The organism is Pseudomonas sp. FGI182 (assembly GCF_000511325.1).
GTDB classification, from domain to species: domain Bacteria; phylum Pseudomonadota; class Gammaproteobacteria; order Pseudomonadales; family Pseudomonadaceae; genus Aquipseudomonas; species Aquipseudomonas putida_Z.
In genome coordinates, this window is record NZ_CP007012.1 from 1,212,876 (window position 1) to 1,234,700 (window position 21,825).

Sequence of the window (21,825 nt, forward strand, 5' to 3'; positions counted from 1 at the left end):
CCCCAGTTACAGGCCTCAACTATGGCGAAGCGCCATGAGCCGCGCATCGGCTGATACTCCCAGGCGGGGTGGGAGTATCGGACTACATGGCACTGGCGCCGGGAGGCCGAAGACGCACGGTCCCCTGCCGTTCAGCGCGCGCCTGTCGTATTCGGCTGCAGCCTCTTCCCGGCATCCGTTGCCTGACTTAATATACTCTCCAGTACAAATATTGAATGTGCCCTCCGCGAAAGGATTCATCATGTTGCGCCATGCCTTGTCCATCGCTCTGTCCGCCACTGCCGTGCTGTTGCTGGCGGCGTGCGGCCAGGAAGCCGCCCCACCTGCTGCGCCGCGCCCTGCGCTGGTGGTGCAGCCGCAGCCGGCCGAAGCCGCTGCCGACAGTTACCCCGGCGAAGTGCGGGCGCGCTTCGAGCCGGAACTGGCTTTCCGCATTGGCGGCAAGGTCAGCAAGCGCCTGGTCGAGGAAGGGCAGCGGGTCAAGGCCGACCAGCCGCTGGCCGAGCTGGACCCGCAGGATGTGCGCCTGCAACTGGAAGCCAACCGTGCCCAGCTGGCGGCCGCCGAGGCCAACCTGTCGCTGGTGCGCGCCGAGCGCGATCGCTACCAGAAGCTGCTGGACCGGCAGATGGTCAGCCATTCCCAGTTCGATAACGCCGAAAACCTCTACCGCGCCGGCCTGGCCCGGCTGAAACAGGCCAAGGCCGAGTTCGACGTGGCTGGCAACCAGGCTGAATATGCTGTGCTGCGTGCACCCCAGGCCGGGGTGATTGCCAAGCGCCAGGTGGAAGTGGGCCAGGTGGTCGCCGCAGGGCAGACCGTGTTCACCTTGGCCGCCGATGGCGAGCGGGAAGTGGCCATCGGCCTGCCGGAGCAGCAGTTCGCCCGCTTCGCCGTGGGTCAGCCGGTGAGCGTGGAGCTGTGGTCGCACCCGCAAGAGCGCTTCCAGGGGCGTATCCGCGAGCTGTCACCGGCCGCCGACCCGCGTTCGCGCACCTTTGCTGCCCGCATCGCCTTTACCACGGCCGCCACGCCGGCGGAGCTGGGCCAGAGCGCCCGGGTGTTCATCGCCCACGAAGGGCTGATCCCGCTGGCGGTGCCGCTGTCGGCAGTCACTGCGGAAAACGGCCAGGCCTATGTCTGGCGGGTCAACAAGGACAGCCGCCTGGAGCGGGCAGTGGTGCGCCTGGGGCCCTACGGCGCTGACAGCGTGCCCGTGCTCGAAGGCCTCGCCCCCGGCGACTGGGTTGTCGCCGCGGGTGGCCATGTATTGCGCGAGGGCCAGGAGATACGCCCCGTGGACCGTACCAACCGCGTAGTGAACCTGACGGCCAAGGAGTAAGTCCCGATGGGTTTCAACCTTTCTGCCTGGGCGCTGCGCAACCGCCAGATCGTCCTGTTCCTGATGATCCTGCTGGCGGCCATTGGCGCCATGTCCTACACCAAGCTCGGCCAGAGCGAGGACCCGCCGTTCACTTTCAAAGCCATGGTCATCCGTACCCTGTGGCCCGGTGCCACTGCCGAGGAAGTGTCGCGCCAGGTCACCGAGCGCATCGAGAAGAAGCTGATGGAAACCGGCGAGTACGAGCGGATCGTGTCGTTCTCCCGCCCGGGCGAGTCGCAGGTCACCTTCATGGCCCGCGACTCGCTGCATTCCAAGGACATCCCCGAGCTGTGGTACCAGATTCGCAAGAAGGTCGCGGACATCCGCCACACCTTGCCGCCGGAAATCCAGGGCCCGTTCTTCAATGACGAGTTCGGCACCACCTTCGGCAATATCTATGCGCTGACGGGTGAGGGCTTCGATTACGCGGTGCTCAAGGACTATGCCGACCGTATCCAGATCCAGTTGCAGCGGGTCAAGGACGTGGGCAAGGTCGAGCTGATCGGCCTGCAGGACGAGAAAATCTGGATCGAGCTGTCCAACCTCAAGCTGGCCACCCTCGGCGTGCCGCTGGAGGCCGTGCAGCAGGCCCTGCAGGAGCAGAATGCGGTCAGCACCGCCGGCTTCTTCGAAACGCCCAGCGAGCGCCTGCAACTGCGGGTGAGCGGGCGCTTCGACAGCGTCGAGCAGATTCGCCAGTTCCCCATCCGCGTGGGGGACCGCACCTTCCGTATCGGCGATGTGGCCGAGGTGCACCGCGGCTTCAACGACCCGCCCGCACCGCGCATGCGCTTCATGGGCGAGGATGCCATTGGCCTGGCGGTGTCGATGAAGGACGGCGGCGACATCCTGGTGCTGGGCAAGGCGTTGGAAAGCGAGTTCGAGCGCCTGGCGCGCAGCCTGCCGGCCGGCATGGAACTGCGCAAGGTCTCGGACCAGCCGGCGGCGGTCAAGGCTGGCGTGGGCGAGTTTGTCCAGGTGCTGGTCGAGGCGCTGGTCATCGTGCTGCTGGTGAGCTTCTTCTCGCTGGGCCTGCGCACGGGGCTGGTGGTGGCGCTGGCCATCCCGCTGGTGCTGGCCATGACCTTCGCCGCCATGCACTACTTCGGCATCGGCCTGCACAAGATCTCCCTTGGCGCGCTGGTACTGGCCCTGGGCTTGCTGGTCGATGACGCGATCATTGCCGTGGAAATGATGGCGATCAAGATGGAGCAGGGCTACGACCGCCTCAAGGCGGCCAGCTACGCCTGGAGCAGCACCGCCTTCCCGATGCTCACCGGCACCCTGATCACGGCGGCGGGCTTCCTGCCCATTGCCACGGCAGCCTCCAGTACGGGCGAATACACCCGTTCGATCTTCCAGGTGGTGACCATCGCCTTGCTGACCTCCTGGGTGGCCGCAGTGGTATTCGTGCCTTACCTGGGCGAGCGCCTGCTGCCGGACCTGGCCAAGCTGCATGCCGCGCGCCATGGCAAGGATGGCCACGCGCCAGACCCTTACGCCACACCGTTCTACCAGCGTGTACGGCGTGTGGTGGAGTGGTGCGTGCGGCGGCGCAAGACGGTGATCCTGCTGACCATTGCCGCCTTTGTCGGCAGTATCCTGCTGTTCCGCTTCGTGCCCCAGCAGTTCTTCCCGGCCTCCGGGCGCCCGGAGTTGATGGTCGACCTGAAACTGGCCGAGGGTGCCTCGCTGGCCAACACCGCCGAGCGGGTCAAGCAACTGGAGGCGTTGCTCAAGCAGCAGGAGGGTATCGACAACTACGTGGCCTACGTGGGCACCGGTTCGCCGCGTTTCTACCTGCCGCTGGACCAGCAGCTGCCGGCGGCCAGCTTCGCCCAGTTCGTGGTACTGGCCAAGTCGATGGAAGACCGCGAGCGCCTGCGCAGCTGGCTGATCAGCACCATGGACCAGCAGTTCCCCGACCTGCGTGCCCGGGTCACCCGCCTGGAAAACGGCCCGCCCGTGGGTTACCCGGTGCAGTTCCGGGTGACTGGCGAGCACATCGAGAAGGCCCGTGCGCTGGCCCGCGAGGTGGCCGACAAGGTGCGCCAGAACCCGCATGTGGTGAACGTTCACCTGGACTGGGAGGAGCCGAGCAAGGCGGTGTTCCTCGAGATCGACCAGGACCGCGCCCGCGCCCTGGGCGTGAGCACCGCGCACCTGTCGAGCTTCCTGCAAAGCTCGCTGACCGGCACCACGGTCAGCCAGTACCGCGAGGACAACGAGCTGATCGAGATCCTGCTGCGCGGCACCCGCCAGGAACGCAACGAGCTGGGCAACCTCGGCAGCCTGGCATTGCCGACCGACAATGGCCAGAGCGTGGCGCTGTCGCAGGTTGCGACCCTGGAGTACGGCTTCGAGGAAGGCATCATCTGGCACCGTAACCGCTTGCCGACGGTGACCGTGCGCGCCGATATATACGACAAGGAGCAGCCGGCGACGCTGGTGAAGCAGATAGAACCGACCCTGCATGACATCCGCGCCAAGCTGCCGGATGGCTATTTGTTGGAAGTGGGCGGCACGGTGGAGGACTCAGAGCGCGGGCAGAAGTCGGTGAATGCCGGCATGCCGCTGTTCGTGGTGGTGGTGCTGAGCTTGCTGATGATCCAGCTGCGCAGCTTCTCGCGCACGGTGATGGTGTTCCTCACTGCGCCGCTGGGGCTGATTGGCGTGACCTTGTTCCTGCTGGTGTTCCGCCAGCCGTTCGGTTTTGTCGCCATGCTCGGCACCATTGCCCTGGCGGGGATGATCATGCGCAACTCGGTGATCCTGGTGGACCAGATCGAGCAGGACATCGCGGCGGGGCTGGAGCGCTGGCAGGCGATCATCGAAGCCACGGTGCGGCGCTTCCGCCCGATCGTGCTGACTGCACTGGCAGCGGTGCTGGCGATGATTCCGTTGTCGCGCAGTGTGTTCTACGGGCCGATGGCGGTGGCGATCATGGGTGGGTTGATCGTGGCCACGGTGCTGACCCTGCTGTTCTTGCCGGCGTTGTATGCGGCTTGGTTCAGGGTGAAGAAGGGCTGAAGGCCGCAGGGGAGGGCTTTGCCCTCCTATCGCGACACAAGGCCGCTCCTACATTGGTTGGCGAATGCAGGACCTTTGTAGGAGCGGCCTTGTGTCGCGATGGGCTGCAAAGCAGCCCCCAGGGGGCCCTCAGAGGGCGCCGAAGACCTTCTTGGCCAGGCTGGTAGCCGCCTCAGCCGGGTTCTGGCGAATGCTCTGCTCCTGCTTGGCAATCATCTCGAACAGGCCATCCAGTGCCTTTTCAGTCACGTAGTTCTCGATGCTGGCGCTCTTGGCATCGACCACACCCAACGCCACGGCCTGCCCGGCAAAGTTGTTGTACTGCTGAGCCAGGCCAACCTTGTCGGTAGCCTGCTTGACGATCGGCAGGAACTTGGCGCGGATCTGCTCGCGGCTGCTCTTGTTCAGGTACTGGGTAGCCGAGTCGTCACCGCCGCTGAGGATGCCCTTGGCATCGGTCACGCTCATGTTCTTCACGGCATCTACCAGAATCGCCTGGGCCTGCGGCACGGCAGCCTCGGCGGCCTTGTTCATGCTGGTTTCCAGGGCTTCGACCTGTTCACCCTTGCCGAACATCTTCATCGCCTTGGCGGCCTTGCCCAGGTTGCCTGGCAGTTCGATGCGCACGTCCGGGTTGTTGCTGAAGCCGCCCGGGGTGCTCAGCTGCTTGACGGCCAGTTGTGCGCCTTGGGTCAGGGCATCCTTCAGGCCGCCGGTGGCGTCTTTCTGGGTCAGGTCGCCCAGCGACAGGGCCAGGGCACTGGCCGACAGCAGCAGGCCGGCGCACAGGGTGGTGAAACGCAGGGAAGTGCGGATCATGAAGCTTTCCTTGTAGACAGATGAATACGGGTATCAGCGAACCGGATCGACCTTGATCCGCACGGGCTGTGGGTCACTGCCGTCGAGCATGACGCCGTGGTGTTCGGTGTTGATGAACAGCAGCTTGCCGTCCAGCTCGATGCGCGCGCTTACCGCATAGCGGTGGCCGGGCTTGACCTGGGCCGGGTCGAAGGTGAGGTGAAACGGCAGCGGTACGTTGCCTTTGACCGGGCCGGCCTGACGGGCCAGGGTCACCGCCGGGGCGTCCATCAGCGAGACGTCCTGCAGTTCCACGCTGAGGGTGGCGGCAGGTGGCAGGGCGCTGCGCTGCAGGTAGAAGACTTCGCCATCCAGGCTGGCCTGGTTGGACGGGGTGTGGCTGGAACAGGCTGCGAGCAAGGATGCGCAACACAGCATAAAGAGCTTTTTCATGGTATCTCCGAAGTCCTTGGCGTTGGCTTGTGGCCAACCCCAGGGACTTTAGCGGATTTCTTCTGGTGGGTCCTTGATGAAGATGCGACAAAGAGTGGGAGAGCAAGGCGAAGCGCAATATTCAACTACGACGCGGCGGCCGCAGGCTGATTGGCTCCAGTTCGGTAACGCTTGGAAGGGTCAGACCGCGCAGCGTTCTTCCGGCATATGGGGTCATGGTCTGTGGGTCGTAGTAGGCCACGCGCAGAAGCAAGGGTTCGTCGTCATTGACTGTGTTGCCATCCAGGTATGTGGTAAGCGTCAGGGGGGCCTGCGTCGGCCACAGGGTGGCACCGGCAATGTAGCTGGAGCTTCTGTTGCTGTAACCGTCTTCCTGGGTCCGATACAGGCCGAGTGTCATGAGCGCCTGCCGCTTTAGCAACTCTTCGGGAATCTCAATGATGTTCTTCATCTCGATGATCGCGGGCGACAGGGGCGGCTGACCTTGCTCGCCAGGCTGGGCGGGGATCCTCAGGACCATGGGAGGGTTTGGCTCAGGCTGGTCGATTTCAAGTGGCATCGACAGGTTCAAGCCATTTGGCTCTTCATTGACGCCAACGCCATAACTGGCCACCAGCGTTGGTTTGGCACCTTCCGGCAGGCTATTGCGGTCCAGCAGCAAGCTGAATGGCATTGTGGCGCCAAGTGTCTGGCAGCCCCAGGTGGCCAGGATGATCTTGTTCTCATCCGTGCCCAGCTGTACGCGTACGCCAACATGTGGTGCGCCTTCAGCTGTATGGATGCACGACGGGACCACCACGGTCCCGCAAATCTCGATGAAGTTGGCGGGGAGCATGTTGATTTTCCTCGGTTCAGTCTTGGGTACAGGTGGCCAGTCAATCAGCGAGGTCGTCGCTGAGCAGGGGACTGATTTCGGTGGCAACCAGATCGACAGTTACCCGTTGTGTACCCGATACCGTGGCTGGTTCTATCGAGTGACGGCTGGTGTTGATGTAGCGCAGCTGGCCGTTTATCTCGATGCGCGCGGCGAGGGCATAGCTGCGGCGCGGGTCGACAAGGCTGGTATCAAACGTCAGCGGCAGATTGATCGGCATCAGTCCGCCACAGCGCAGACGCAACTCGGCAAGGCTGATGGACCGCGCATCTGCCTTCGAGATATCGATCAGCCTCAATTCAACCAGTCCGGATGGCGCAAGCGTGTTATCGCCTGAGGAAACGATTTCAACGTCCAGCGTCTTCATTTGAGTCATGTTGGTGCTCCTTGAGAGGGATGGGCTTGAAGTAGCGCCGTGATCCTGATCCCTCCCAAGGGCCGAGAGCAGCCTGAAAAACTACCTTTGCATAACCTCCGCAGGCTCATCTCGGTGTAATGCCACCTGGCGGATCGACAGGCGCAGTTCCGCCGACAGCACGCGCTTGGCCACGCCTTCGGCCAGCTCGCCGAGCTTGTCGTGATAACCCAGCTTGCCCTGGGCATCTGCATGCAGCACGCCTTGCTCGATCAGGGTCTGGATGAAGTGGCGGAACAGGGTCTTGTCGAAGAACTCCGGGGCGTTCAGGCCGTGCAGGATCGACAGGCGCTGGGCCATCATCACGCACAGGTCTTCCAGTTCTTCGGCGCTGAGGCTGTTCTGGCCGCTGTTCAGCAGCAGCGAGGTGGCCATGTAGAAACGCTGCAGGGTCTGGGTGATGGTGCGGGCGAGCAGGGTCAGCAACACGAACTGCCGCGAGCTGGGCGCCGGGCGAATATAGGTGTCGTTGTCCTGGCGCAGCAGCCCTTGCTCGACCAGTGCGGTCAGCCACTGGTCGATCACCGCATCCAGTTGCTCCGGCGTCCAGCGCAGGAACAGTTCGGCCTGCAGGTAGGGGTACAGCGCGTGCACATACTGGCCCAGCAGTTCGCGGCTCATGCGCGAACTGCTGAGGAAGAAGCTGGCCAGCAGCGCCGGCAGGGCGAAGATGTGCAGCACGTTGTTGCGGTAATAGGTCATGAGTACCGCGTTGCCTTCATCCAGATACAGGATGCGGCCCATGGCGTCCTTCTGCTCGGCCACCAGGTTCATCCCGCGCACGTGTTCGATCAGCGCCTGGCCGTCGCCGTCGGGCAGGGTGGTGTGCGGCGAGTAGGGCACCTGGCGCAGCAAGGCCAGGTACAGGTCGAGCACGCGGGTCAGGGCGCGCTCGTCCAGGGCCAGGCGGCTGGTGGACAGCAGCGCCAGGGCTACCAGGTTGACCGGGTTGATCGCGGCCGCCTCGTTGAGGTGGCGGGCCACGGTTTCGCCCAGGCGGGTGGTGGTGGCGTTGAGCCAGGCCGGGCGGTACTGCGGGCCGTGGTCCTGTTCACGCCAGCCGGGCTGTTGCTGGTCGAGGAAGCCGGCCAGGCGGATCGGCTCGCCGAAGTTCACGTATACCTGGCCAAAGCGCTGCTTGAGGGCGCCGAACACCTTGAAGATATCGAAGATCGACTCTTTCTTCTTGCTGGCACCGCGCAGCTCGCCCAGGTAGGTGCGGCCTTCGAGCACGCGCTCGTAGCCGATGTACACCGGCACGAACACGATCGGCGTGCGCGACGAACGCAGGAAGCTGCGCAGGGTGATGGCCAGCATCCCGGTGCGCGGCTGCAGCATGCGCCCGGTGCGCGAGCGGCCGCCTTCGACGAAGTACTCGACCGGGAAGCCCTTGCTGTACAGGGTGTGCAGGTACTCGTTGAACACCGCGGTGTACAGCGGGTTGCCCTTGAACGTGCGGCGCATGAAGAAGGCACCGCCACGGCGCAGCAGGTTACCCACCAGCGGCATGTTGAGGTTGATGCCCGCGGCCACGTGCGGTGGTGTCAGGCCGTTGCGGAACAGCAGGTACGACAGCAGCAGGTAGTCGATATGGCTGCGGTGGCACGGCACATAGATCACTTCGTGGCCGGGGGCGATGCCTTGCACCTGCTCGATGTGGTTGACCTTGATGCCGTCGTAGATCTTGTTCCAGAACCAGCTCAGCACCACTTCGAGGAAGCGGATGGCGGTGTAGGTGTAGTCCGAGGCGATCTCGTTGCCATAGCGCAGAGCCAGGGCTTCGGCCTTGGCCTGCGGCAGGTTTTCGCGCTGCGCCTCATCGACGATGGCCTGGCGCACCTGGGGCGCGTGGATCAGGCCCTTGACCAGGTTGCGCCGGTGCGAGATGTCCGGGCCGATGACGGCGGTCTTGAGGTTGCGAAAGTGCACGCGCATCAGGCGCTGGGCCATGCGCACGGTGCGCTCGTGGCCCTTGTTGTGCTGTACCAGTTCGCGCAGGTGGATGGGCGCGGAGAACTGCACCCGGGTCTTGCGCCCGAGGATCAGCACGGTCAGCAGCCGGCGCAGGCGCCCGGTAACCGCCCAGCTGTCGGCGAACAGCAACTTCCACGGGCTGGATTCACTCGCCGGGGTCTGGCCCCAGAACACACTGACCGGAATGATCTGCGCATCCTCTTCGGCGTGCTGGCTGACGGCGGCGACCAGGCGCTCCAGGGTAGGCGGGGCGCCGCGCTTGTCATGGCGGCCGAGCCAGTCCGGGTCCGGGGTCAGGTAGAAGAACGCCGCCGGCTCCTGCAGCGGGCCAACCGCCACCGGCAGCACCGGGCGCGGCAGGCCTGCCTTGGTGCATTCATGGTCGAGCACGGCCAGGTCGGTGAGCGCGGGCGAGGGCAGGGCATAGAACACCGGGCGGCTGCGGTCGAGCTTGAGGGTGAGGGAGGACTGGTTGATGGTCTCGGAGCGCACCCACAGGTACAACAGGCGACGCAGGGCGCCGAAGATCAGGCGGCGCAGGGGGGAACGGGTCATGGGGTGTGTGCCCTGGGTGTGATTTTCAGGTGGGTATCCAGCCAATTAGTCTGCCGTATCCGTGCAAGTTCAGCAAAAATCGCCGAACGGCGCGACGGTCATCAAATTTTTTTGTTCTGTGTCATATACTCGGCCTGCCACTTGCAAGATATTTGCGCAAGCGGCGTCGACACAGGGAGGGACTCTGTGTCTGCAAGGCGATCTTCACAATAAAAATCCGGAGTAGTTCAGATGTCGTCTCGTGAGACTGGGAATGTAAAGTGGTTCAACGATGCCAAGGGTTATGGCTTCATTCAGCGCGAAGGTGGTGCGGATGTATTCGTCCACTATCGGGCGATCCGCGGTGAGGGGCATCGTACCCTGGTCGAAGGACAGCGGGTGGAATACGCCTGCGTGCAGGGCCAGAAAGGCCTGCAAGCCGAGGACGTGGTAGGCCTCTGAGCCTTTGCTGTAGTGGCCGGCTGACGCGGCCTGTGTAGGAGCGGCCTTGTGTCGCGAAAGGGCTGCGTAGCGGCCCCGACAACAGGTGCCGTGCCGCCATTGTCAGGGGGCCGCTTTGCGGCCCTTCGCGACACAAGGCCGCTCCTACAGGAATCAACCTCCGGTGCGCCAGGTGATTTCCTCTTCACCGTCGGCGCTGATGCGGACCCAGCGGTCGGCATCTTCTTCCCCATCCTCCTCCACCCAGCCACCTGGCGCGCAGCGCACTTCCACACCCAGTGCGGCAAATGCGGCGCGGGCGCAGGCAACGTCATCGGCCCACGGCGTCTGGTCGCTTTCCAGGTACAGGCTGTTCCATTTCCCTACAGCCTTGGGTAACCAGGTGACCGGAATGTTACCGGCCTGGCATTTGAAGGTATGGCCTTTCTGCTTCCATTCGCTGCATGGGCCGATTGCCTGGGCGAGCCAGTCGGCAATCTGCTTGTGGTCGACGTCGGCGTCCTTCAGGTAGATCTCGATATCAGGTTGGCGCATAAGGGCTCCGGGTGTGCTCAGTCTTGGCGCACGAAATAGTCATAACGCATGGAAACCGTGACCTCGAACGGCTCGGGCTGGTCGATCACCCGGGCACGCTTTTCGGCACTGGCGCGCCAGCCGTGCGGGGTCATGGCCAGCAGGTCGGCGCGGGCCTTGGGCGCGGCCAGGCTCAGGCGGAACTCCAGGGTTTCGCTGTGGGCATGGGCCATGCCTTCGGGGACCAGGGCCAGGTGTTTGTCGTCGGCGTAAGGGCGTACTTCATCGTAGAGCACTTCGCGCAGCTCCATCAGGTGGCCGCTGGTGGGGCCGACCCGCATCAGGCCGCCGCCGGGGCTGAGCAGGCGCTTGGCCTCGGCCCAGTCCAGCGGGCTGAACACGCTGGCGATGAACTGGCAGCTGGCGTCGGCCAGCGGCACGCGGGCCATGCTGGCGACCATCCAGGTAACCTCGGGCGCGCGGCGGCAGGCACGCTTGACCGCCTCACGGGAGATGTCCAGGGCGTAGCCGTCGGCAGCCGGCAGGGCCTGGGCGATCTGCGCGGTGTAGTAACCCTCGCCACAGCCGATGTCCAGCCAGGCACCGGGCTGGCGCTCGGCGGCCAGTTCGGCCAGGCGGCGCGCCACCGGCGCGTAGTGGCCGGCGTCGAGGAAATCGCGGCGGGCTTCGACCATGGCCTGGTTGTCACCCGGGTCGCGGCTGTTCTTGTGCTGCACCGGCAGCAGGTTCAGGTAACCCTGGCGGGCGCGGTCGAAGCGGTGGCCGGCCGGGCACACCACACCGTTGTCGAGCCGGCTCAGCGGTGCCTGGCAAAGAGGGCAGGCGAGCATCAGGCGAGCAACCGGACCAGGGTCTGGTAATAGATTTCGGTCAGCAGGTCGAGGTCGCTGGCCAGGATCCGTTCATCCACCTGGTGGATGGTGGCGTTGACCGGGCCGAGCTCGACCACCTGGGTGCCCATGGTGGCGATGAAGCGGCCATCGGAAGTACCACCGCTGGTGGACGGCTGGGTGTCGCGGCCGGTGACGCCTTTGATGCTGGCCGAGACGGCGTCCAGCAGTTCGCCCGGTTCGGTGAGGAACGGCAGACCCGACAGCGCCCAGTCGATCGACCAGTCCAGTTCATGCTTGTCGAGGATCGCCGACACCCGCGCCTGCAGGCCTTCGACGGTGGACTCGGTGGAGAAGCGGAAGTTGAACAGTGCGGTCAGCTCGCCCGGGACCACGTTGGTGGCGCCGGTGCCGGAGTTGAGATTGGAGATCTGGAAGCTGGTCGGCGGGAAGAACGCATTGCCTTCATCCCAGTGCTCGGCCACCAGTTCAGCCAAGGCCGGTGCGGCCAGGTGGATTGGGTTGCGCGCGAGGTGCGGGTAGGCCACATGGCCCTGCTTGCCGCGCACGGTCAGCTTGGCGCCCAGCGAGCCACGGCGGCCGTTCTTGACCACGTCACCCAGCAGGGTGGTGCTGGAGGGTTCGCCGACGATGCACCAGTCCAGGCGCTCGTTGCGTGCTTTCAGGCGCTCGACCACGGCCTTGGTGCCATGGTGGGCCGGGCCTTCCTCGTCGCTGGTGATCAGGAACGCGACCTTGCCGCGGTGGTCCGGGTAGTCCTGCACGAAGCGCTCGCTGGCAATCACCATGGAGGCCAGGCTGCCTTTCATGTCGGCGGCGCCACGGCCGCAGAGCATGCCGTCGGCGTCGATCAGCGCTTCGAACGGCTCATGCTGCCATTGCTGCACCGGGCCGGTCGGTACCACGTCGGTGTGGCCGGCAAAGCACAGCACCGGGCCATCCTGGCTGCCGTGGGTGGCCCAGAAATTGTCGACGTCCTCGAAGCGCATCGGCTCGAGCTGGAAGCCCACGGCGCCCAGGCGGTTCATCATCTGCGCCTGGCAGTCGGCGTCGACGGGGGTGACCGAGGGGCGGCGGATCAGGTCGCAGGCCAGTTGAAGGGTAGGCGAGAGCTCGGCAGGGGCCGTCATGGGGGACTCCGGGGCAAGGCAAGGCGGGGAAATCTGAGGGGCGTTATCTTATATCAAACCGTCAGGCCAATGGGGCCGCTTTGCGGCCCATCGCGACACAAGGCCGCTCCTACAGGCGATCTCGCCATATCTGACGGGATGCGATCCCCTGTAGGAGCGGCCTTGTGTCGCGATAGGGGCGCAAAGCGCCCCCGGCATTCTCAAGCCTGCTGCGCCTCGATGGCCTTTTCCCCAGGCTTGGGCAGCGAAGACAGGAACGCCATCACCAGCGCCGCCACATAAGGCAACGACTGCACCAGCAACATCGCCACCCAGAAGCGCATGTCCGAGCTCGGCAGCCCCTGTACCAGGTAGATGCCCAGCGCTGCGCCCCACAGCAGCAACATTATGAACAGTTCTTCCCGCGCCTCGGAAATCGCCACCAGCAGGCCGTGGCTGTCGGCGTTCTTCGGTGTGCGGAAGAACGGCATGCTGCTGGTGAAGAACCCGTACAACACCGCCTTGGCAATGGTATGCGACAGCGCCAGCCCGGCCAGCGCCGCAGCAAAGGCATCCTTCAGGTTCACCCCTACCGCGCGGCGGTAGAGGAAGATGATCTTGCCGACCTTGAAGAAGAACAGTGCCAGCGGCGGAATGGCAAAGATCATCAGCGGCGGGTCGACCCGGTGCGGCACGATGATCATCGCCGCCGACCACAGCAGCGCGCCGATGGTGAAGAAGATGTTCATGCCATCGGCGATCCATGGCAGCCAGCCGGCCAGGAAGTGGTAGCGCTGGCCGCGGGTCAGCTCGCTGCCCTTGCCGCGCAGCAGGGCGCTGGCGTGGTGCTTGATGATCTGGATGGCGCCATAGGCCCAGCGGAAGCGTTGCTTCTTGAAGTCGATGAAGGTGTCGGGCATCAGGCCTTTGCCGTAGCTGTTGTGGGCATAGGCGGCCGATAGGCCCTTCTCGAATACCCGCAAGCCCAGTTCGGCGTCCTCGCAGATGCACCACTCGGCCCAGCCCAGCTCTTCCAGCACGCTGCGCCGGGTCATGGTCATGGTGCCGTGCTGGATGATCGCGTCACGGTCGTTGCGGGTGACCATGCCGATGTGGAAGAAGCCCTTGTACTCGCTGTAGCACAGCTTCTTGAAGGCGCTTTCGTGCTGGTCTCGGTAGTCCTGCGGCGACTGCACCACGGCAATCTTCGGGTCGGCGAAGTGCGGCACCATGTGCTTGAGCCAGTTGCGGTCGACGCAGTAGTCCGAGTCGATCACCGCGATCACTTCGGCGTCCTTGGCGGTGTGCGGGATCAGGTAGTTCAGTGCGCCGCCCTTGAAACCGGCCAGGGGCGCGACGTGGAAGAACCTGAAGCGCTCGCCGAGCTTCTCGCAATGGGCCTTGAGCGGCTCCCACACGGCCGGGTCCTTGGTGTTGTTGTCGATCACCAGCACTTCGTAGTCGGGGTAGTCCAGCGCGGCCAGGGCATCGAGGGTCTGTTTGACCATCTCCGGCGGCTCGTTGTAGCACGGCACATGCACCGATACCTTGGGCCGGTAGGCGCTGTCGGCCTGCACCGGCAGGAATTCGCGCCGGCGCTTGTGTATCCATACCGCCTCGGCCAGTTCGTGGGCCTCGGTCAGCAGCACGATGAACACGCCCAGCGCGCCGAGGGCCAGCAGCACGCCCACGGTCAGGCTGAACCAGGTGCTGTATTGCTGGCTGTAGTCGTAGGCGATCCATACCAGCACCGACCCGCACAGGAAGGTGATGAAGGTCAGGAAGGTGCGGCCGCGCTGGCGCAGGGCCGAACCGTCGATGAACAGCACCATCAGGGCAATCATCGCCAGCACCACCGAGGCAACCGCCAGGGCGCGCCATTGCGGGATCGCCACCACCGGGCCGTCAAAGTTGAATTTTTGCTGGCGTTCGGCGTTGTACACGCCCCAGTAGGCGCCCACCGAGCCTTCGTCGCTGGCCTTCCACGGCTGGTCGTAGGCCTCGATGACGAAGTAATTGTAACCACGGCGGTTGAGGGTGTTGACCAGGGTACGCAGGTAGATGGCCTGGTCGGCCTGGGTGGCATCGGCGCCGCCGCGCATGCGGCCGTTGCTCGGCCAGCCGACTTCCGACAGCAGCAGGGGTTTGCGCGGGAACTGGTGCTTCAGTTCGCGGGCGCGGTCGAGCACGAACTCGACCGAATCCGTCATCGGCACGAACTCCCAGTACGGCAGGATGTGCGCGGCAATCAGGTCGACGTGCTTGGCCAGCTGCGGGTTTTCCTTCCAGATGTGCCACTGCTCACTGGTGGTCACCGGCACCTTGACCGCTGCGCGTACCCGGTCCAGGTACTTGATCAGGTTTTCCGGGGTGACTTCTTCGCGGAACAGTGCCTCGTTGCCGACCACAACCCGCACCACGCTGCGCGAGGTGTTGGCCAGCTGGATGGCTGTGGCGATTTCGCGTTCGTTGCGCTCCAGGTCCGGGCTGATCCAGATGCCCAGCGTCACCCGCAGGCCGAATTCCTCGGCCAGGCGCGGGATATCCGCCTGGGTGCCCTCCACGGTGTAGATCCGGATGCTGTCGGTCAGTTTGCTCAACTGCTCCAGGTCCTGGCGCATCTCGTCGTCACTGGGGTACTGGCCCTTCTGCGGGCTTTCGCCCAGACGGAACGGTGAATACGAGAAACCAGAGATCTGTTCTGGCCAGGCGGGGGCGGAGACCGGGCGGTTGATCAGTGCCCAGAACCCGGTGAACAACGCGGCGATGGCCAGGACCACGACCAGGTTCAGGCCGAATTTACGTGAAGACATTGTCGTCCATATGTGTCGAAGTGATAGGACATTAAAGCAGGGTTGGTAGTCTCTTTCCTAACGATGCAGGCCATGGGCCCGCTGGCATATAATGCGCGCCGGTTTTTTGGGGTATGAACATGAGCACAGAAGATCCACGCTTCGCCGGCGTTGCCCGGCTGTATGGCGACCAGGGGTTGCACCGTCTGGGCCAGGCCCATGTGGCCGTGGTCGGTATTGGCGGGGTAGGCTCGTGGGCGGCGGAAGCGCTGGCCCGCAGTGGCGTGGGCGAGATCACCCTGTTCGACCTCGACGATGTGTGCGTCAGCAACACCAACCGCCAGGCCCATGCCCTGGATGGGCAGGTGGGGCGGCCCAAGGTCGAGGTCATGGCCGAGCGCCTGCGGGCGATCAACCCGGCGTGCACGGTGCATGCAGTGGCCGACTTCGTCACCCGCGACACCATGGTCGAGTACATTACCGAGAACCTAGACTGTGTGATCGACTGCATCGACAGCGTCATGGCCAAGGCGGCGCTGATTGCCTGGTGCCGGCGGCGCAAGATCGCCATCGTCACCACGGGGGGCGCCGGTGGGCAGATCGACCCGACACAGATCCAGATCGCCGACCTGAACAAGACCTTCAACGACCCGCTGGCCTCGCGGGTGCGTTCCACCCTGCGTCGCGACTACAACTTCTCCCGCAATGTCAGCCGCAACTATGGCGTGCCATGCGTGTTCTCCAGCGAACAGCTGCGCTACCCCAAGGGCGATGGCAGCGTTTGCCTGCAGAAAAGCTTCGTGGGTGAGGGCGTGCGGTTGGACTGCGCGGGAGGCTTTGGCGCGGTGATGATGGTGACCGCGACCTTTGGCATGGTGGCGGCGAGCAAGGCGGTGGAAAAACTGGTAGCGGGGGCGCGGCGACCTTCGGAGCGGGTCAAGCCTGAATAACTGCTTCTGGCCCACTCGGTCCTTGTAGGAGCGGCCTTGTGTCGCGAAAGGGGCGCGTAGCGGCCCCAGGTTCCCAGTTTCACCACAGAGATTGACGGGGCCGCTTTGCGGCCCTTTCGCGACACAAGGCCGCTCCTACAGGTAAAGCGCCAGCCAAAACGCCACGCGATAACTGTGGGAGCGGGCGAGCCTGCGAAGAGGCCAGCACCGATTCAACGGTTGGACGCCAGCTCCGCCATCCGCTGCAACACCGCATGCAGGCCATTGCTGCGCGACGGCGAAAGCTGGCGCTCCAGGCCCAGCTGAGTGAACCACTCACGCAGATCGAGCCCGGCGAGCTCTTCACTGGCCAATCCCTGCACCCGCACCAGCAACAACGCCAGCAGCCCACGCAACAGGCGTGCATCACTGCTGGCCTTGAACCGCCACAAGCCTTCGACCTGGTCGGCCACCAGCCATACCAGGCTTTCGCAGCCATGCACCCGGTTGGCCTCGGTCTTTTCAGTGTCAGCCAGCGGTTCCAGCCGGTCGCCCCACTGCATCAGCAGCCGCGCACGCTGTTCCCAGCCCTTGCCCTGCTCGAAGGCTTCCAGCGCCTGGCGCGCCTGATCCGGCAGGGTCATCGCAACAGCTCCAGGCCTTGATCCAGCGCCGCGAAGAAACGCTGCAAGTCATCGCTGTCGTTATACAGCCCCAATGACACGCGGATTGCGCCCTCCAGGCCCAGGCCCTGCAGCAGCGGCATGGCGCAGTGGTGCCCGGCACGCACGGCAATGCCTTGCTCGGTCAGCAGGTGGGCGATGTCGGCGTTATGCACGCCGTCGATGACAAAACTGGCAAGGGCCGCCTGTGGCGTGCCCAGGATGCGCACGCCATCGCGGTCCGCCAGGCCGCGCAGCAGGTACTGGTGCAGGCTGGTTTCATGGGCTTCGAGCGCCTGGGCATCGAGGCTGGCCAGGTAGTCCAGGGTTGCACCCAGGCCGATCACCCCGGCGATCGGCGGCGTGCCTGCCTCGAACCCCAGCGGTGCCGGGCGGAAGCTGGCGCTGTAGTATTCGGCCAGTTGCACCATCTCGCCACCGAACTGCCAGTGGCGCAGCAGTTCCAGCGCCTGGCTGCGGCCGTACAGCACACCGACGCCTTCCGGGCCGTACAGCTTGTGGCTGGAGAACACATAGAAGTCGCAGCCAAGCTGCTGCACATCATGGCGGCCATGCACCACGCCCTGGGCACCGTCGACCACGGTCAGCGCGCCTTGGGAGCGGGCATGGGCCAGCAGCGCCGGCAACGGCTGCCAGGTACCCAGTACGTTGGACAGCTGACTCACCGCCAGCACCCGGGTGCGCGGGCCGATCAGTTGCAGCGCCTGGTCCAGGTCGATGCGGCCATGGGCATCCAGCGGCAGCACCACCAGGCGCAGGTTGCGCCGGCGCGCCAGCTGTTGCCAGGGCAGCAGGTTGGCATGGTGCTCCAGGGCACTGACGGCAATTTCGTCACCGGCCTCGAAGCGGTGCTCCAGGCCATAGGCCAGCAGGTTCAGCGCCGAAGTGGCGCCGTGGGTGAAGATGATCTGCCGCGAGTCTGCCGCATTGAGCCAGGCGGCAACCTTGTCGCGGCTGGTTTCGAAGGCCTGGGTCGCCAGTGCGCCGGGCAAGTGCTGGGCACGGTGCACGTTGGCTGCGCCATGGCCGTAGTAATGGCTCAGGGCATCGAGCAGGGCTTGCGGCTTCTGGGTGGTGGCGGCGTTGTCCAGGTAGGTCTGGTGCTGCCGTTGCAGGGCGGCGATGGCGGGAAAATCGGCACGCCAGGGGGAGGGCTGAAACATGGTCGCGGGGCCTGGAATGAAAATCGGGTCTGGCGTGGTGCCAGACCCGATCTTAACATTTCAAACGCTGAGAATCCGCTGTTCGCGAGCAAGCTCGCTCCGGCAGCGGTTGAAGGGTTCTCAGTTGTGCGCGTGCAGCGCCTCGTTCAGCTCGATGGCCGACTTGTGGGTCTTGCACTCCACCGCGCCGTTCAGCGAGTTGCGGCGGAACAGCAGGTCGGTCTGGCCGGCCAGGTCGCGGGCCTTGACCACCTTGACCAGCTGGTTGTTCTCGTCCAGCAGGTTCACCTTGGTACCGGCGGTGATGTACAGGCCGGCTTCGACGGTGTTGCGGTCGCCCAGCGGAATGCCGATACCGGCGTTGGCGCCGATCAGGCAGCCTTCGCCAACCTTGATGACGATGTTGCCGCCACCGGACAGGGTGCCCATGGTCGAGCAGCCGCCGCCCAGGTCCGAGCCCTTGCCGACGAATACGCCAGCGGAAACGCGGCCTTCGATCATGCCCGGGCCTTCGGTGCCAGCGTTAAAGTTGACGAAGCCTTCGTGCATGATGGTGGTGCCTTCGCCGATGTAGGCGCCCAGGCGCACGCGGGCGGTGTCGGCGATACGCACGCCGGCCGGGACCACGTAGTCGGTCATTTTCGGGAACTTGTCCACCGAGAACACTTCCAGCAGCTCGCCCTTCAGGCGCGCTTCCAGTTGCAGTTCGGCGAGTTCGGCCAGGTCGACCGCGCCCTGGTTGGTCCAGGCCACGTTCGGCAGCAGCGGGAAGATGCCGGCCAGGCTCACGCCGTGCGGCTTGACCAGGCGGTGCGACAGCAGGTGCAGCTTGAGGTAGGCCTCTGGGGTCGAGGTCAGTGCGGCGTCTTCGGCCAGCAGGGTGGCGACCAGCGGCTTGTGGCTTTCGGCCAGGCGGGTCAGCAGGGCGGCCTGGGCGGCATCCACGCCTTTCACGGCTTCGGCCAGTTGCGCGGCCTGGGCGTTGCTGAAGGCGATGGCCTGGTTGCCACCTTGGTAACCGAGAACAGGGGCTACTGCAGCGACCAGTTCGGCGCTCGGGTTGAGCAGCGGTTGTGCGTAGAACACTTCCAGCCAGGCGCCCTGGCGGTTCTGGGAGCCGACACCGAAGGCCAGGCTGAACAGGGTATTGGACATGTGATTACCTCGTGCGAAATAGGGTAGGGGCTCAGGCCAGGGCAGCGGCGTACAGGTCGGGCTTGAAGCCGACCAGGGTGCGCGCGCCAAGGTCGAGCACCGGGCGCTTGATCATCGACGGCTGGGCCAGCATCAGCTCGACGGCCTTGGCCTGGTCGAGGTCGGCCTTGCTGGCGTCGTCCAGCTTGCGGAAGGTGGTGCCGGCACGGTTGAGGATGACTTCCCAGCCGTGTTCGTCGCACCAGCGGTTCAGGCTGTCACGGTCGATGCCTTGGGCCTTGTAGTCGTGGAATTCGTAGGCGATGGCCTGGTCTTCGAGCCAGGTACGTGCCTTTTTCATGGTGTCACAGGCTTTAATGCCGTAGAGCGTGTAGGTCATTGTGTGCATTGGGGATCACAGGCTGCCCCAATCTCTCCGTTTTCCGATTTCAGTCGCGGGATTATGCGGGAACGATCCTGTGAGCGCCACGGGTGTGCATGTCTTGGGTCTTGCAGTGTGTCGGAGACCGAGCGCCGCCCGCGCGGCGCATCGCAGCACAAGGCTGCTCCTACATCTGTTTCGGGCCAGTAACGCCTGTGCCAGTGCACGCGACCGCCTTGTTCGTACAACGCGATATCGAGCCATGCGCCAAAGCGTTCGCGCACAAAACTCACAGGAAAAATTGGCCCGAAACAGATGTAGGAGCAGCCTTGTGCTGCGAAGCGCCGCGCGGGCGGCGCTCGATCTCACAGGCACTGCAAGACTCAGGCATGCATCTGCCGGGCGATAAGGGGTCGAGCCTGCGCCACCGACAAACCGCAGTATCATCATGTTACATATTCAACCGCCACCTGCGACTATCGTGCAGCGGCCCCGAATCCCCCATCGCCGCTAACATATTGTTTCAATGGCGATGTTTCGCCCTGTTGTCGTTTCTGGTTCACAAAGGAAGCTTTCCCGGATGCAGTCCGCCTACACCGTCCTCATCCTGCTGACGCTGGTCAGCGTGTCGAAGCTGGTCGGCCGCATGATTCCGCTGCCCTTGCCGCTGGTACAGATCGCCGCCGGCGCCTTGCTTGCGTGGCCGACACTGGGCCTGCATGTGGCACTGGACCCCGAGCTGTTCCTGTTCCTGTTCCTGCCGCCGTTGCTGTTCGCCGACGGCTGGCGCATTCCCAAGCGCGAGTTGTGGCGCATTCGTGGGCCGGTGGTGGCGCTGGCCGTGGGTCTGGTGCTGTTTACCGTGGTCGGGGCCGGTTACTTCATTCACTGGCTGCTGCCGAGCATCCCGCTGCCCGTGGCCTTCGCCCTGGCCGCAGTGTTGTCGCCAACCGACGCCGTGGCGGTTTCGGCCATTACCCAGGACCGCCTGCCCACCCCGCTGATGCACATGCTCCAGGGCGAGGCCCTGATGAACGATGCCTCGGGCCTGGTGACCTTCAAGTTCGCCCTGGCGGCGGCGATCACCGGGGTTTTCTCGCTGACCGACGCAAGCTTCAGCTTCGTACTGGTCGCCCTGGGCGGCCTGGCGGTGGGCGTGGCCCTCAGCTGGCTGATCGGCCGCCTGCGTGCCTGGATGATCGCTCGCGGCTGGGACGACCCGGCCACCCACGTGGTGTTCATGTTGCTGCTGCCGTTCGCTGCCTACGTGCTGGCCGAGCGCCTGGGCGTGTCGGGCATCCTTTCGGCGGTAGCGGCCGGCATGATGCAGAGCTGGCTCGACCTGCTGCCACGGCAGACCAGCACGCGCCTGCTCAACCGCAGCGTGTGGTCGCTGCTGGAGTTCGCTTTCAACGGCCTGATCTTCCTGCTGCTGGGCCTGCAGTTACCGGACATCATCAAGGCCGTGGTCAGCCATGAACCCACCGTCTGGCCGACCCTGGCCTGGCGCTGCCTGGACGTGGTGGCGATCTTTGTGGCGCTGATCTTGCTGCGGTTCATCTGGGTCCAGAGCATCTGGCGCTCTATCGGTGTGGTACGCCGCTGGCGCGGCAAGCCGGCGCTGGTGCTGATGCCCACGGCGCGCTCCTGCTGGTTGCTGACCCTGGGTGGTGTTCGCGGTGCGGTCACCCTGGCCGGCGTGATGTCGATTCCGTTGCTGATGGGAGCAGGCAAGGCCTTCCCGGAGCGTGACCTGCTGATCTTCATTGCGGCCGGGGTGATCCTGCTGTCGTTGATCAGTGCCTGTATCGCGTTGCCGCTGTTGCTGCGCGGTGTGACCAAGAGCCCGGACGAGCGCTTGCACCAGGAGGTGCAGGAGGCCTGGCGACGCACGGCCGAGGCGGCGATCCATGCACTGGAGGCAGAGGAAGTGATCGACAGCAATGCGCCGCAGGATGCCGCGCAGGCGACCCTGGCGACCGAGTTGAAGGCGCGCTTGATGGCGGAATACCGCGATGAGCTGGACAGCTACAACGACAGTGCCGAAGCCAAGGCGCTGGCCGAGCAGATGGACCTGCTGGAGCGGCGTTTGCGCTTGCGGGCGCTGCGGGCGCAGCGGCTGGAGCTGTATGAGCTGCATCGCCAGCATCTGGTGGGGGATGAAGTGGTGCGGCAGGTGCTGGGTGAGCTGGATATGAGTGAAGCGAACCTAGGGTCAGTCAGGTAGACCGCAGGGGGCCGCTTTGCGCCCCTTTCGCGACACAAGGCCGCTCCTACAGGAATATGCATTCCCCTGTAGGAGCGGCCTTGTGTCGCGAAAGGGG

The 21,825-nt window shown here is 64.7% G+C and carries 18 protein-coding genes; 5 read left to right on the top strand and 13 right to left on the bottom strand.

The genetic code is table 11. The features are described 5' to 3' along the window. Nucleotides 1-241: 241 nt before the first annotated feature. Both C163_RS05490 and C163_RS05495 read left to right on the top strand, forming a co-directional pair. Nucleotides 242-1,342, top strand: a complete 1,101-nt coding sequence (locus C163_RS05490) for an efflux RND transporter periplasmic adaptor subunit (protein WP_025337955.1) — start codon at nucleotides 242-244, stop codon at nucleotides 1,340-1,342. A 6-nt stretch (nucleotides 1,343-1,348) separates the two neighbouring features. Further along, nucleotides 1,349-4,414 (top strand): efflux RND transporter permease subunit, encoded by a 3,066-nt coding sequence (locus tag C163_RS05495; protein WP_025337956.1) that lies wholly within the window; start codon nucleotides 1,349-1,351, stop codon nucleotides 4,412-4,414. Nucleotides 4,415-4,543: 129 nt separating this feature from the next. Here the strand turns inward: C163_RS05495 and C163_RS05500 are convergent, their stop codons facing one another. The 5 genes from C163_RS05500 to plsB all read right to left on the bottom strand — a co-directional run bounded on the left by C163_RS05500 (nucleotide 4,544) and on the right by plsB (nucleotide 9,483). Beyond that, a complete protein-coding gene (locus tag C163_RS05500; RefSeq protein WP_025337957.1) occupies nucleotides 4,544-5,233 on the bottom strand; it encodes a DUF4197 domain-containing protein in 690 nt (229 codons plus the stop codon). 33 nt (nucleotides 5,234-5,266) lie between these two features. After that, nucleotides 5,267-5,665, bottom strand: a complete 399-nt coding sequence (locus tag C163_RS05505; protein ID WP_025337958.1) for a YbaY family lipoprotein — start codon at nucleotides 5,663-5,665, stop codon at nucleotides 5,267-5,269. A gap of 121 nt (nucleotides 5,666-5,786) precedes the next feature. Continuing rightward, the gene (locus tag C163_RS05510; protein WP_025337959.1) at nucleotides 5,787-6,500 is read right to left on the bottom strand and encodes a hypothetical protein; all 714 of its coding nucleotides are present in this window, start codon (nucleotides 6,498-6,500) and stop codon (nucleotides 5,787-5,789) included. A gap of 40 nt (nucleotides 6,501-6,540) precedes the next feature. Further along, nucleotides 6,541-6,915 carry a YbaY family lipoprotein gene (locus C163_RS05515; protein WP_025337960.1) on the bottom strand — a complete coding sequence of 125 codons (375 nt, stop codon included), beginning with the start codon at nucleotides 6,913-6,915 and terminating at the stop codon, nucleotides 6,541-6,543. Nucleotides 6,916-6,996: 81 nt separating this feature from the next. Then, complete coding sequence (gene plsB / locus C163_RS05520) at nucleotides 6,997-9,483, bottom strand: glycerol-3-phosphate 1-O-acyltransferase PlsB (protein ID WP_025337961.1); 2,487 nt, start codon at nucleotides 9,481-9,483, stop codon at nucleotides 6,997-6,999. A gap of 231 nt (nucleotides 9,484-9,714) precedes the next feature. On the opposite strand from plsB, the gene C163_RS05525 reads away from it, so the two are divergent. After that, nucleotides 9,715-9,924, top strand: a complete 210-nt coding sequence (locus C163_RS05525; RefSeq protein WP_003252255.1) for a cold-shock protein — start codon at nucleotides 9,715-9,717, stop codon at nucleotides 9,922-9,924. Nucleotides 9,925-10,077: 153 nt separating this feature from the next. Here C163_RS05525 and C163_RS05530 read toward each other — a convergent pair whose 3' ends face one another. From C163_RS05530 to C163_RS05545, 4 genes are all read right to left on the bottom strand, one after another. Continuing rightward, nucleotides 10,078-10,458: a hypothetical protein gene (locus C163_RS05530; protein WP_025337962.1), complete on the bottom strand. Its 381-nt coding sequence runs from the start codon at nucleotides 10,456-10,458 to the stop codon at nucleotides 10,078-10,080. 17 nt (nucleotides 10,459-10,475) lie between these two features. After that, nucleotides 10,476-11,288, bottom strand: a complete 813-nt coding sequence (locus C163_RS05535; protein WP_025337963.1) for a putative RNA methyltransferase — start codon at nucleotides 11,286-11,288, stop codon at nucleotides 10,476-10,478. Continuing rightward, the gene (dapE, locus tag C163_RS05540) at nucleotides 11,288-12,439 is read right to left on the bottom strand and encodes a succinyl-diaminopimelate desuccinylase (RefSeq protein WP_025337964.1); all 1,152 of its coding nucleotides are present in this window, start codon (nucleotides 12,437-12,439) and stop codon (nucleotides 11,288-11,290) included. The genes C163_RS05535 and dapE overlap by 1 nt, the downstream gene beginning before the upstream one ends. A gap of 200 nt (nucleotides 12,440-12,639) precedes the next feature. Beyond that, nucleotides 12,640-15,231 (bottom strand): glycosyltransferase, encoded by a 2,592-nt coding sequence (locus tag C163_RS05545; protein WP_025337965.1) that lies wholly within the window; start codon nucleotides 15,229-15,231, stop codon nucleotides 12,640-12,642. Between the two features lie 119 nt (nucleotides 15,232-15,350). Here C163_RS05545 and tcdA point away from each other — a divergent pair, with 119 nt between their 5' ends. Continuing rightward, nucleotides 15,351-16,160, top strand: a complete 810-nt coding sequence (gene tcdA / locus C163_RS05550; protein ID WP_167506581.1) for a tRNA cyclic N6-threonylcarbamoyladenosine(37) synthase TcdA — start codon at nucleotides 15,351-15,353, stop codon at nucleotides 16,158-16,160. A gap of 212 nt (nucleotides 16,161-16,372) precedes the next feature. On the opposite strand, the gene C163_RS05555 is transcribed toward tcdA, so the two are convergent. From C163_RS05555 to C163_RS05570, 4 genes are all read right to left on the bottom strand, one after another. Beyond that, entirely contained in the window at nucleotides 16,373-16,783 is a 411-nt protein-coding gene (locus C163_RS05555) for a SufE family protein (RefSeq protein ID WP_025337967.1), read from the bottom strand. Beyond that, a complete protein-coding gene (locus C163_RS05560; protein ID WP_025337968.1) occupies nucleotides 16,780-17,985 on the bottom strand; it encodes a cysteine desulfurase in 1,206 nt (401 codons plus the stop codon). Before C163_RS05560 ends, C163_RS05555 begins: the two co-directional genes overlap by 4 nt. A gap of 120 nt (nucleotides 17,986-18,105) precedes the next feature. Next, entirely contained in the window at nucleotides 18,106-19,140 is a 1,035-nt protein-coding gene (gene dapD / locus C163_RS05565; protein WP_025337969.1) for a 2,3,4,5-tetrahydropyridine-2,6-dicarboxylate N-succinyltransferase, read from the bottom strand. 31 nt (nucleotides 19,141-19,171) lie between these two features. Continuing rightward, complete coding sequence (locus C163_RS05570) at nucleotides 19,172-19,519, bottom strand: ArsC family reductase (RefSeq protein ID WP_025337970.1); 348 nt, start codon at nucleotides 19,517-19,519, stop codon at nucleotides 19,172-19,174. Nucleotides 19,520-20,081: 562 nt separating this feature from the next. On the opposite strand from C163_RS05570, the gene C163_RS05575 reads away from it, so the two are divergent. Beyond that, complete coding sequence (locus tag C163_RS05575; RefSeq protein WP_013971247.1) at nucleotides 20,082-21,728, top strand: Na+/H+ antiporter; 1,647 nt, start codon at nucleotides 20,082-20,084, stop codon at nucleotides 21,726-21,728. Nucleotides 21,729-21,825: the final 97 nt, after the last annotated feature.